Source organism: Corallococcus sp. 4LFB (genome assembly GCF_046520365.1).
GTDB lineage: Bacteria > Myxococcota > Myxococcia > Myxococcales > Myxococcaceae > Corallococcus > Corallococcus caeni.
The window spans coordinates 1-11,094 of sequence record NZ_JBKGHJ010000285.1 but is presented as its reverse complement, the minus strand read 5'-3'; the positions used below and the strand labels follow the sequence as shown (position 1 = coordinate 11,094).

The 11,094-nt window shown below is 72.3% G+C and carries 11 protein-coding genes; 8 read left to right on the top strand and 3 right to left on the bottom strand.

The window, feature by feature from the left end:
* From ACLEQD_RS26610 to ACLEQD_RS26585, 6 genes are all read left to right on the top strand, one after another.
* Positions 1-3,951: amino acid adenylation domain-containing protein (locus tag ACLEQD_RS26610; protein ID WP_410387765.1), on the top strand; the 3,951-nt coding region annotated here is incomplete at its 5' end.
* Between the two features lie 7 nt (positions 3,952-3,958).
* Positions 3,959-4,537: a hypothetical protein gene (locus ACLEQD_RS26605; protein WP_410387764.1), complete on the top strand. Its 579-nt coding sequence runs from the start codon at positions 3,959-3,961 to the stop codon at positions 4,535-4,537.
* Positions 4,507-4,740, top strand: a complete 234-nt coding sequence (locus ACLEQD_RS26600; protein ID WP_410387763.1) for a hypothetical protein — start codon at positions 4,507-4,509, stop codon at positions 4,738-4,740. The genes ACLEQD_RS26605 and ACLEQD_RS26600 overlap by 31 nt, the downstream gene beginning before the upstream one ends.
* A 72-nt stretch (positions 4,741-4,812) precedes the next feature.
* On the top strand, positions 4,813-5,955 hold the full coding sequence (locus ACLEQD_RS26595) for an acyltransferase family protein (RefSeq protein ID WP_410387766.1): 1,143 nt from the start codon (positions 4,813-4,815) through the stop codon (positions 5,953-5,955).
* Positions 5,956-6,039: 84 nt separating this feature from the next.
* Entirely contained in the window at positions 6,040-6,807 is a 768-nt protein-coding gene (locus ACLEQD_RS26590; protein WP_410387762.1) for a YqjF family protein, read from the top strand.
* Positions 6,808-6,820: 13 nt separating this feature from the next.
* Complete coding sequence (locus ACLEQD_RS26585; protein ID WP_410387761.1) at positions 6,821-7,243, top strand: DUF2089 domain-containing protein; 423 nt, start codon at positions 6,821-6,823, stop codon at positions 7,241-7,243.
* A 163-nt stretch (positions 7,244-7,406) separates the two neighbouring features.
* Here ACLEQD_RS26585 and ACLEQD_RS26580 read toward each other — a convergent pair whose 3' ends face one another.
* A complete protein-coding gene (locus ACLEQD_RS26580) occupies positions 7,407-7,877 on the bottom strand; it encodes a hypothetical protein (RefSeq protein ID WP_410387760.1) in 471 nt (156 codons plus the stop codon).
* Between the two features lie 111 nt (positions 7,878-7,988).
* Between ACLEQD_RS26580 and ACLEQD_RS26575 the strand changes: the two genes are divergently transcribed.
* Positions 7,989-8,276, top strand: coding sequence for an SHOCT-like domain-containing protein (locus tag ACLEQD_RS26575; RefSeq protein ID WP_410387759.1), 288 nt, complete (start codon positions 7,989-7,991; stop codon positions 8,274-8,276).
* Between the two features lie 7 nt (positions 8,277-8,283).
* Here ACLEQD_RS26575 and ACLEQD_RS26570 read toward each other — a convergent pair whose 3' ends face one another.
* Together ACLEQD_RS26570 and ACLEQD_RS26565 are read right to left on the bottom strand one after the other, a co-directional pair.
* The gene (locus tag ACLEQD_RS26570) at positions 8,284-8,934 is read right to left on the bottom strand and encodes a hypothetical protein (RefSeq protein ID WP_410387758.1); all 651 of its coding nucleotides are present in this window, start codon (positions 8,932-8,934) and stop codon (positions 8,284-8,286) included.
* 11 nt (positions 8,935-8,945) lie between these two features.
* Entirely contained in the window at positions 8,946-9,764 is an 819-nt protein-coding gene (locus ACLEQD_RS26565; RefSeq protein ID WP_410387757.1) for an endonuclease I family protein, read from the bottom strand.
* 235 nt (positions 9,765-9,999) lie between these two features.
* On the opposite strand from ACLEQD_RS26565, the gene ACLEQD_RS26560 reads away from it, so the two are divergent.
* The gene (locus tag ACLEQD_RS26560) at positions 10,000-10,962 is read left to right on the top strand and encodes a TIGR01777 family oxidoreductase (RefSeq protein WP_410387756.1); all 963 of its coding nucleotides are present in this window, start codon (positions 10,000-10,002) and stop codon (positions 10,960-10,962) included.
* Positions 10,963-11,094 lie beyond the last annotated feature (132 nt).

Here is an 11,094-nt window from a genome sequence, read left to right as displayed (position 1 = left end):
CCGCTGTCGTTCGCGCAGCAGCGGCTGTGGTTCCTGGACCAGCTGGAGCCGGGCACCTCCACGTTCAACGTCCCCGTCGCCCTGCGCGTGGAGGGCACCCTGGACGTGGGCGCGCTGGAGCACTGCTTCCAGGAAGTGGTGCGCCGCCATGAATCCCTGCGCACCGTCTTCCAGGACGGCCCGGAGGGACCGTCGCAGGTCATCCTGCCCGCGCTCACGCTGCCGCTCGAACAGGTGGACCTGAGCGCCCTGCCCCAGGACGCACGCGAGGCGGAGGCCCACCGCCTGGAGGTGGAAGAGGCCCTGAGGCCCTTCGACCTGGGGAAGGGCCCGATGCTGCGCGCCCGGCTCCTGCGCCTGAGCGAAACCTCCCACCGCGTGCTGATGACCATGCACCACATCGCGTCCGACGGCTGGTCCATGGACGTGCTGGTGCGGGAGGTGAGCGCGCTCTACGTCGCACACCGGCAGGGCCGTCCCTCCCCGCTGCCGCCCCTGGCCATCCAGTACGCGGACTACGCGGTCTGGCAGCGCCAGTGGTTGCATGGCGACCTGCTGGAGAAGCAACTCGATTACTGGCGCCACCAGCTGGCGGGAGCCCCCGCGGTGCTGGAGCTGCCGCTGGACCGTCCCCGTCCCGCCGTGCGCGCCCACCGGGGCGGCATCGTGGCGAGGACGACGGAGCCCGCACTGTTGAAGGGCCTGGAGCGGCTGGCCGTGGACCGCAAGGCCACGCTGTTCATGGCGCTGATGGCGGCCTTCCAGTGCCTCCTGCACCGCTACAGCGGACAGACGGACGTGGTCGTGGGGACCGACGTGGCCAACCGCGACACCGCGGAGACCGAAGGACTCATCGGCTTCTTCATCAACCAGCTCGTGGTGCGGCTGCGCATGGACGGCAACCCCACCTTCGTGGAGCTGCTGGAGCAGGCGCGGCGCGTGTCCCTGGAGGCCTACGAGCACCAAGCCCTCCCCTTCGAGGAGGTGGTGCGCGCCGTGAACCCGGAGCGCAGCCGCGCGCACGCGCCGCTGTTCCAGGTGAAGCTCATCCTCCAGAACACGCCGCACACGGCGCTGGAGCTGCCGGGCCTGACCCTGAGCGTGGACGCCACGAACACCGCCGCCGCGAAGCTGGACCTGACGGTGTCCATGACGCCCACGCCGGAAGGGCTGGTGTGCGCCTGGATGTACGACCGCGACCTCTTCGACAAGGCCACGGTCGAACACATGGCGGACCGCTTCAACGCCGTACTCGCGAGCATCGTCTCCCACGAGGGAGCCCTGCGCCTGTCGGACTTCCCGATGCTGCCGCCAGCGGAGCGGCAGCGGCTGCTGGGGACGTTCAACGACACCGCGCTCCCGTACGCGGAGCGCTGCATCCACGCGCTCATCGCGGAGCAGGCGGCGCGGACGCCGGAGGCGCTGGCGGTGGTGGCGCCGGAGGGAACGCTCACGTACGCGGCGCTGGAGCGGCGGGCGAACCAGCTCGCGCACCTGCTCCAGCAGTACGGCGTCGCGCCGGAGACGCGCGTGGGCCTGTTCGTGGAGCGGCGGGCCCATGCGCTCGTGGGGCTCCTCGGCATCCTCAAGGCGGGCGGCGCCTACGTGCCGCTCGACCCCGGGGCGGCCAGTGCGCCGGAGCGGATGCGCCAGGTGCTGAAGGGCGCGGGCGTGCAGGTCATCGTCACCGACGAGGCCCTGGCGGACGAGCTGCCCTCACAGGGCGAGCTGCTGGTGAGCCTGGACGCGGACGACGGACTGCTGGACGCACAGCCGGAGGAAGCGCCCGTCACCGGCGTCCTGCCGGGGCACGCGGCCTACGTCATCTACACGTCGGGCAGCACCGGCCAACCCAAGGGCGTGGTCATCGAGCACCGCCAGCTCGCGGGCTACGTGGCGGGCGTCAGCGACCGGCTGGCGCTGCCCGAAGGGATGTCCTTCGCGACGGTGTCCACGCTGGCCGCGGACCTGGGCCACACGGCGGTGTTCCCCACGCTGTGCAGGGGCGGCGCGGTGCACCTGGTGGACCGGGACATGGCGTCGGACGCGGGGAAGCTCGCGGCGTACGGCCGGACGCATGAAGTCCAGGGACTGAAGATCGTCCCCACGCACCTGGAGGCGCTGCTCGCGGGCCAGGACGCGGCGGACCTGCTGCCGGGCCGGCGGCTGGTGCTGGGCGGAGACACGGTGTCGTGGGCGCTGGTGGAGCGGGTCCACGCGCTGTCACCGGACTGCGAGGTGTTCAACCACTACGGCCCCACGGAGACGACGGTGGGCGTGCTCGCGCAGCGGGTGGAGCGCGGCGCGAGGACGCAGGGCACGCGGTCGGTGCCGCTGGGCCGGCCGCTGGGCAACGTGCGCGTGTACGTGCTGGATGCGTACGGGCAGCCGGTGCCCACGGGCGTCCCGGGCGAGCTGTTCATCGGCGGCGCGACGGTGGGCCGCGGCTACCAGGGCCGTCCGGACCTGACGGCGGAGCGCTTCGTGCCGGACCGCTTCGGCGCGGAACCGGGCGCCCGGCTGTACCGGACGGGAGACCGCGTGCGGTGGCTGCACGACGGCCGCATCGAGTTCCTGGGCCGCGTGGACCACCAGCTCAAGCTCCGCGGCTACCGCGTGGAGCTGGGCGAAATCGACGCCGTGCTCGCGCGCCATCCCGCCGTCAGCGAGTGCGTGGTGGTGGCCCGCGACGACGCCGCCCAGGGCCGCCAGCTCATCGCCTACGCGGTGGGCAGGTCCGAGCAGGCGCTGGACGAGGCCGCGCTGCGCGGACACCTGGCGAAGCTGCTGCCGGACTACATGGTGCCCTCGGCCTTCGTGGTGCTGGGCGCCCTGCCGCGCACGTCCAACGGCAAGGTGGACCGCAAGGCCCTGCCGGAGCCGTCGCGCTCGGGTGAGGACACGGGCCACGTCGCGCCGCGCACGCCCACCGAGCAGCGGCTGGCGGCGCTCTGGCAGGAGCTGCTGGGCGTGCCCCGCGTGGGCGTGCACGACAGCTTCTTCGACCTGGGCGGCCACTCGCTGCTCGCCACGCAGGTGGTGGCGCGGGCGGGCGCACTGTTCGACGCGAGGCTCGCGGTCATCGACCTCTTCGAGGCGCCGACCCTGGAGGGGTTGGCCGCGCGCATCGACGCGGGCACGAGTTCGGATTCACCGTTGGTGGTGCTGCGCAAGGGAGGCGCCCGGACGCCCTTCTTCTGCGTGCACCCGGTGGGCGGCAGCGTGCTGGGCTACCTGGAGCTTTCCCGGCGCATGGACGAGGACCAGCCCTTCTACGGCCTCCAGGTGCCGAGGGACGGCGCCGGCCCGACGGTGGAGGCCATGGCCACGCACTACCTGCACGCCGTGCGAAGCGTGCAGCCCACGGGCCCCTACCGCCTGGGCGGCTGGTCCATGGGCGGACGCGTGGCATACGAGATGGCGCGGCAGCTTCGCCTGGAAGGCGAGACGGTGGAGCTGCTCGTCGTCATCGACGCGATGGGCGAGGAGCCCGCTCCCGCACAGGCCCTCACGCCGGACGAGGCCGTGGGCCAGCGCGTGCTGGAGTTCGCGGATCACCTCACGAGGCTCGCGGACGTGCATCCCCGGGCCGCGGAGGTGCTGGGGCTGGTGGACCCCGTGGAGCTGCGCCAGGTGCTGGAGCAGACGCCCGGCGTGGACCTGGGCCTGGAGGAAGCGGCGTGCGACGAGCTGCGCGAGCTGTGGCACCGCTTCGGTGGGAACCAGGCCGCGTCGCGGGCCTACGTCCCCGGGCCGTATGACGGAAGCCTCGTGCTGCTGCGCGCGGCGGAAGGGCCCGAAGCCCCTCCGGACCTGGGATGGGGAACGCTCGTGCACGGAGGCCTGACGGTGCACACCGTGCCCGGCGACCACTTCACCCTCATCCGTCCGCCCCACGTGGACGCGCTGGCCGAACGGCTGCGCGCGCTGCTCACCGGAAGGAACGGTTAGCCGCCCCATGGCACGACATTTCACGCAGGCCCAGCACGCGTCCCTGCGCGCGCTGCTGGGCGCGGCCCCGGGCGACGGCGCGGAGGCCCTGGCGCACCGGCCGCCGGTGCCGTTCCGCGACGTCCAGCGCCTCCTCGCCCTGCCGGAGCTGCCCCACGTCCACCTGCTGAGCGAGGACACGTGGCTGCTGGGAGGCCGCCTCCTGCGCTGGCTCACCCACGACACGCGCCCCGGCGGCGACTACGACCTGTTCTGCGCTTCGTTCCAGGCGCTGGAGCGGACCGCGAGGCACATGCTGTCCACCGGCTACACGCCCTGCCGCAGGCACGTGGCCACGGCGTGGGGCCCCTGGCTGAGGGACCGCGTCCAGGGCCGCGACGACCACGCGCCCTGCAAGGAGGCCACGCCCACGGAGGAGGCCGCGCTCCAGGAGCGGCTGCGGCTGCGGCGCTTCCCGGACGCCGGGAGATGTACGCGCTGGAGCTGCACTCGCCGGAAGGAGACCTGCTCCAGCTCGTGCACATCCCGGCCCTCTTCACCGGGGGCGGCGACGCCGTGGGCCAGCAGCTGGCCTTCACGGACCTGAGCATCTGCCAGTTCCTCCTGGACGGCCGCCTGCTGCACGCGGGCCCCCACGCCTGGGCGGACCTCCTTGGCCAGCGGGTCCGGGTGGTCCACATGGTCCGCCCGCGCATCACCGCCGAGCGCCTGCTCAAGTACGCCGGCCGGGGCTTCTGGCCCGACGCGCAGTCGGTGCGCACGGTGTTCCGGGCCGTGCGGAGGCGCTGAGCGGCGCGGCCCTGGCGGCACGGACGCGCCCTGCTAGCATCGGGCGCCTGCCCCCGCTGAAAGCCGACTCCGCTGAACGCCACCGAACCGCGTCACCTCGCCGGCCTGGACCTGCTCCGGTGCCTGGCCATCCTCGTCGTCGTCGTCTTCCACTACCCGCGCCCCGAGGGCTACGGGGCCTACCACGTGTTCGCCAACTTCGGCTGGACGGGCGTGGAGCTGTTCTTCGTGCTCAGCGGCTTCCTCATCGGCTCGCAGCTCCTGGAGCCGGTGTCGCGCGGTGAGACGCCGTCGCTCCAGCGCTTCTACCTGCGGCGCTCGCTGCGCATCCTGCCGTCCTTCCTCGTCGTGCTGGCCCTGTACCTCTTCGTGCCCGCCTGGCCCGAGATGCCCGTGGTGACGCCCGCGTGGCGCTTCCTCACGTTCACGCAGAACTTCGGACTGAGCATCAACGGCTTCTCCCACGCGTGGTCGCTGTGCGTGGAGGAGCACTTCTACCTGGTGCTGCCGCTCACCGTGCTCGCGCTGCGCGGACGCCTGCGCGCGCCGTCCCTCCTCGCCCTCGCGGCGGCCGTGATGCTCGGGGGCATGCTGCTGCGCGGCGGGCTGTGGATGCAGCACTTCTCCACGCTCGGGCCGGGGGAGCCCGGGTGGCGCGACTACGACAGGCTGCTCTACTACCCGACGTACGCGCGGCTCGACGGGCTGACGTGCGGCGTGCTGCTCGCGGCCCTGCGCGTGTTCCGGCCCGCGGCCTGGGAGCGCTGGACGCGGGGGGCTCGCGCCGGAGGGATGGCCTTCGTGGGCCTCGCGTGCCTGGGCGGCGTGCTCTTCCTCAACGAGGAGCACTACCGCGACCTCCTCTATACCGTGGTGGCGTTCCCCCTGGTCTCGCTGGGCTTCGCGGCGCTGCTGATGGCGCTGGCGGGCCCCACGGCCTCGCGCGTCTGCGCCCGCATCCCGGGCGTGAAGACCTTCGCGGTCCTGAGCTTCACCGTCTACCTCACGCACAAGGCCGTGCAGCACGGGGTGCGTGACGCGCTGGAGCCCCACGGCATGGACGCGTTCCACGCCGTCACGGTGCTGGGCGGCGTCGTGGCGGTGCTGCTCGCCTCGCTCGCGCTGCACCACGGGGTCGAGCGGCCCATGCTGAGGTTGCGCGAGCGGCTGGAGCGCAGGCTCGCCTCCCGGAAGCCGCAGCCCGCCGTCTCCTGAAGGCCGCCCGCGCTTCTGCGCGACAGAAGCCGCGCACGGGGCCCGCCCTGGGCCCGGACGCCGCGTGCGCGCTAAACCTCGCGCATGCGCCCCTTCCTGACGGCGACGTGGCGGTACCTGCTGATGCTCAACTACGAGGTGGATCCGGCGGTGCTGCGGCCCCTCGTCCCCCGGGGCACGGAGCTTGACGCGTGGCAGGGCCGCACGTTCGCGAGCATGGTCGGCTTCCGCTTCCTCGACACGCGCGTGCGGGGACTCGCGGTGCCGTTCCACCGGGACTTCGATGAGGTGAACCTGCGCTTCTACGTGCGCCGCCTGGGCCCCGAGGGCTGGCGGCGCGGCGTGGTGTTCGTGCGCGAAGTCGTCCCCCGGCTCGCCATCGCCACCGTGGCGCGCGTCCTCTACAACGAGCCCTACGTCGCCTGCCCCATGCGCCACGCCGTCACCATGGACGGCGCGGACACCGGCGCGCCCGGCCACGTCGAGTACGCCTGGAAGTCCCACGGCCGCTGGCACCAGCTGTCGGCCCGGACGCTCGGCGCACCGGCCCAGAGCGAGCCCGGCTCCCAGGAGGAGTTCATCACCGAGCACTACTGGGCTACACCGCCCAGCGCGACGGCGGCTGCGCCGAGTACCGCGTGGAGCACCCGCGCTGGAGCGTCTGGCGCGCCCAGGAGACCGCCTTCGACTGCGACATCGCCCGCTTCTACGGCCCCGCCTTCGCCGGGTGCCTCCAGGGCTCGCCCCACTCCGCCTTCGTGGCCACCGGCTCCGAAGTGGCCGTCTTTCCAGGAAATGAACTCCCGCCCTTGCCAAGCCCGTAAAAATCAATATTCTCAAACCCGAAATTGATTTTCTGAATCCCATGACGACTCCCAAGCCCACCTGGCCCCTGCCCACCCGCTGCCCCGTCTGTGGAGGCGGCACCGTCATCGAACGGGTCCGCTGCGACGGGTGCGCGTCCGCGGTGGAGGGGCGCTTCACGACGGGCTGGGTGCAGCAGCTGTCGCCGGAGCAGCTCGCGTTCGTGCGCGTGTTCATCGCGTGCCGGGGGAAGATCAAGGACGTGGAGCAGGCCCTGGGCCTCTCCTATCCGACGGTGGTGTCGCGGCTGGACGACGTGGTGGAGGCCCTGGGCCAGGCGCCCGGAGCGGCCCCACCGCCGCCCGCGCCTCCTCCTCCCCGCGAGCGCGGCTCCCCGCGCCGGGCGCAGATCCTCGATGACCTCGCGGCCGGGCTCATCGACGCGGACGAGGCCGCTCAACGTCTCAAGAAGGCACGGGAGTAACCACCATGATGGACCCTGAAGCCACGCCGTCCTCCGACGCCTCGCCGTCCTCGCGCGACGGCTCCCAGCGCCACGCGATTCCGTGGGGACAGCACGCGGAGCTGGAGCTGCACGCGCACGCCGCCATGCTCGTCGTTTCGCCGCTGCCGGAGGGCGAGAAGCCCTACCTGGTGACGCACGGCCGGGTGGAGGCGCGCATCCAGGAGCACGGCCGGGTGACGAAGGTGGAGCTGATGCCGCGCGAGGCGGGCTTCCTGTCGCTGTTCTGGCGCCAGGGCGGGCAGGCGGAGCTGTTCGTGCCGCCGGACGTGAAGGCGAAGCTCCAGCTGGACGCGGGCGCCGTTCGCATCGCGGGGTTGAAGGACTGTGAGCTGGAGCTGAACACCGACGCGGGCACGGCGAGCCTGCGCGACGTGCACGGCAAGCTGGCCCTGCGCACGGGCGCGGGCCGCATCATCGGAGAGCGCGTGGGCGGCACCTTCCACGTCCACGCCGCCGCGGGCGCGGTGAAGCTGGACGTGGACGCGCTGGACGTGGGCGAGCACCGCATCGGGACGCAGGTGGGCGCGGTGGAGCTGCGCCTGGTGTCCGGGCTGGACCTGAACATCTCCGCCCATACGTCGCTGGGCTCCACGCAGACGCGCTACCCGTCCAACCCCCAGGCGGCCACGACGCTCCTCTTGGAGACGGAGCTGGGCTCGGTGCGCGTGCGCGAGTCGGGCCGCTCGCGCCAGGAGGAGGCCGAGTGCTGGGAGGAGGACTCGCTGCGCTGGCAGCGTCAGGCGGAGCGCTGGCAGCGCGCGCGGAGCGCCACGCGAACCAGTGGGCCCACGCGTGGGCGAACTCGTGGGGCGCGCCGTCCTGGTCCCATCACGGCGCCCCGCACCAACGCCCGCAGCCCCCCGCGCCGCCCCCGCCCCCGCAGTCCCGGGGCATCCCCGACGACGAGATGCGCCGCGTGCTGGACCTGGTGGAAGCCGGCAAGCTCAGCGCGGAGGACGCCCAGAAGCTGCTCAAGGCCATGCAGCGTTAGGGCTGCTTCAGGCGCCCTGGGTGAGGAAGCGGAAGGGCCTCACGCAGTCCTCGCGGGTGCACCGGAAGAGGTAGCCCCGGCCGTTGTCGCCGAAGTCCAGGCCGAAGGGCATCGCGGCCAGCTGCGCGACGAAGCGCATGGGCGCGTCACAGCACTCCGGCGTCGCCTCGCCGTTGAGCCAGCCGGGCACGCCGCCCACCTTGCTCTCCGGCGCCTCCTCCTGCGCGCGGTCCAGCGCCCTGAGCTGCTCCTCGGTGGCCTCGTTGACGTCCACCGACAGGGCCTCGGTGTCCTCGGTGGCGGGCTCGAAGCCGAGCGTCCATTCCGCGTACGGCTTCACCGGCCCCGGCGGCGCGCTCACGGACGGCGTGCCCGCCTTCACCGGCACCGCCGCATTGGCGCCCTCCTCCGGGTCCCAGCGGAAGCAGGCCGTGTCGGGGTTCTCGCACTGGAAGACGTGGACCGACGCGTGCGGCGCCAGGTCCAGCCGTCCCTCGACGTGCGGCAGCTGGAAGAGGAAGCGCTGCGGCCCGCCGCACATGGCGCAAGCGGGCCACTCCAGGGGTCCCGGCGCCTCGGGCGTGCCCCCCACCTTCATCAGGGGGACACCGGTACGGCCAGGGACGAGCGCCCACAAGGGCGCGAGGGGAGAGGACATGCCTCGGGACTCTAGAAGTCCGCGATGCGGTCGGCCAGCGACGCGTCGTCCACGAAGGGATTGCGGTTCTGCTGGTAGGTCTCGATGACGTCGTTGCGCTTCACTTCCGCCGCGTCCACCTTGTCCAGCGTGTTCCACTGCTTGAGCACCGCCTCGTCGTCCGCGGGGATGTGCTTGTTGTAGACGGTGGAGAAGTAGAACAGCGCGCGCGCCACGTTGCCCTTGTGCTCGTCGGGCGGCTCGAAGACGGTGCGGCCCTTCTCGTCGGTGCCGAACTTCGCGCCGTTCTCCTCCCACTTCACGTTCTTCACCGTGCCGAAGGGCCAGTTGCCCCGGATGGAGTTGGCCTTGCTGTCGGTGGGGAACAGGTGGTGCAGGTCCGCCTTCGCCGCGCCCGTGGCGCCCTTGGACTGGGGCCAGGTGTGCTCGGTGTTCATCACGTTGCTGCTGGGAATCTTGTTCGTCACCACTTCCTTGCCCGTGTAGACGCACTTCACCTTGCCGTCGTGGTTGTCGAGCGTGGTGAAGATGATCTTCCGCGCGCCGTTGTAGCCCAGGTCCTTGTGCTTGCTGACCGCGTCGTGCAGCGCGTTGATCAGCGCCTGGTCCTTCAGCCCGTCGTAGCGGGGATCCGGCGTGGTCGGCGGCACGTCCTCCACCGGCACCTGCGGCGGGGGCACGGGCGTCGTCGGGGCCTTCTTCGCCGGAGCGCCAGCCTCGAAGGTGGACACCGAGGAGAACGCCTTCGGAGGGCGGGCCGTGGAGGCCGGGGCCGACGAGGAGGCCGTCGAGGTGCGGGACGCGGAGAGCGGGCGGGACGAGATGATCATGACGGCCCTCAGAATTCGAGGTGGGGGATGACCCATTTTCGTCCGGACGGGGTCCGGGTTGCGTGACGCACTGCATTTTCCCTCCGGGCCGGTTGGTTTTTTCGCCCATCCCCGGAAAAGCGGGGCTCATCGCCGGTACCAGGACGGCCCGGGGGCCCGTCGTCCGGGGCCGGGCGGCGCGGCCAGGGGGCGCGCTATGCCTCCGGGTGACGCACGGACCGAGGGGGCTGCATCCATGAAGGTCGTGATTCCGGGTGGCACGGGACAGGTGGGCGCACTGCTGGCGCGGGCGTTCCTCGCGCGGGGGGATGACGTCGTCCTCATCAGCCGGGGAGGCCGGGGCGAGGCGCGCACGGTGTCCTGGGATGGACGCACGCTGGGTGATTGGGCGCGGGAGGTGGACGGCGCCGACGCGGTCATCAACCTGGCGGGGCGCAGCGTGAACTGCCGCTACACGGAGGAGAACCTGCGCCAGATGATGGACTCGCGGGTGGACTCCACGCGGGTGGTGGGACAGGCCATCCAGCGGGCCGCGAAGCCGCCGCGCGTGTGGCTGCAGATGAGCACCGCGACGCTGTACGCGCACCGGCTGGACGCGCCCAACGACGAGGCCACCGGAATCATCGGCGGCAACGAGCCGGACGTGCCGGCGTACTGGAAGCGCAGCATCGACATCGCGCAGGCGTGGGAGCGCACGCTGGCGGAGGCGGACACGCCCCACACGCGCAAGGTGGCGCTGCGCACGGCGATGGTGATGAGCCCGGACAAGGGTGGCATCTTCGACGTGCTCCTGGGCCTGACGCGCCGGGGGCTGGGCGGCCCGGCGGGGAGCGGCCGGCAGTACGTGTCGTGGATCCACGGCCAGGACTTCGTGCGCGCGGTGCGGCTGCTGCTGGAGCGCGACGACCTGGACGGGCCGGTGAACCTGGCCGCACCGAATCCCCTGCCCCAGAAGGAGTTCATGGCGAAGCTGCGCGAGGCGGCGCACGTGAGCGTGGGGCTGCCGGCGGCGAAGTGGATGCTGGAGGTGGGCGCGTTCTTCATGCGCACGGACACGGAGCTGCTGCTCAAGAGCCGCCGCGTGGTGCCCGGGAGGCTGCTGGACGCGGGCTTCACCTTCGAGTACCCCGACTGGGGAACCGCCGTGACGAACCTCGTCGAGCGCTCGCGCGCGGGGGGCGGGCCCGTCCGGAGCTGACCGTGTCCACGAAGAGGTACCGCGTCCATTGGGTTCGGCTGTTCGCGCTGGCGCTCGTCCTGGGCGTGCTGGGCACGGGCGCCTTCACGGCGGTGCGGGGCCTGCGCACGGCGCGCGGGCTGGTGCACCCGG

What these genes read in the sequence shown, in the direction of transcription:
- ACLEQD_RS26605 (WP_410387764.1), top strand. Translation starts at nt 3,959, where the DNA reads ATGGCACGACATTTCACGCAGGCCCAGCACGCGTCCCTGCGCGCGCTG.
- ACLEQD_RS26590 (WP_410387762.1), top strand. Translation starts at nt 6,040, where the DNA reads ATGCGCCCCTTCCTGACGGCGACGTGGCGGTACCTGCTGATGCTCAAC.
- ACLEQD_RS26585 (WP_410387761.1), top strand. Translation starts at nt 6,821, where the DNA reads ATGACGACTCCCAAGCCCACCTGGCCCCTGCCCACCCGCTGCCCCGTC.
- ACLEQD_RS26570 (WP_410387758.1), bottom strand. Translation starts at nt 8,934, where the DNA reads ATGTCCTCTCCCCTCGCGCCCTTGTGGGCGCTCGTCCCTGGCCGTACC.
- ACLEQD_RS26565 (WP_410387757.1), bottom strand. Translation starts at nt 9,764, where the DNA reads ATGATCATCTCGTCCCGCCCGCTCTCCGCGTCCCGCACCTCGACGGCC.
- ACLEQD_RS26560 (WP_410387756.1), top strand. Translation starts at nt 10,000, where the DNA reads ATGAAGGTCGTGATTCCGGGTGGCACGGGACAGGTGGGCGCACTGCTG.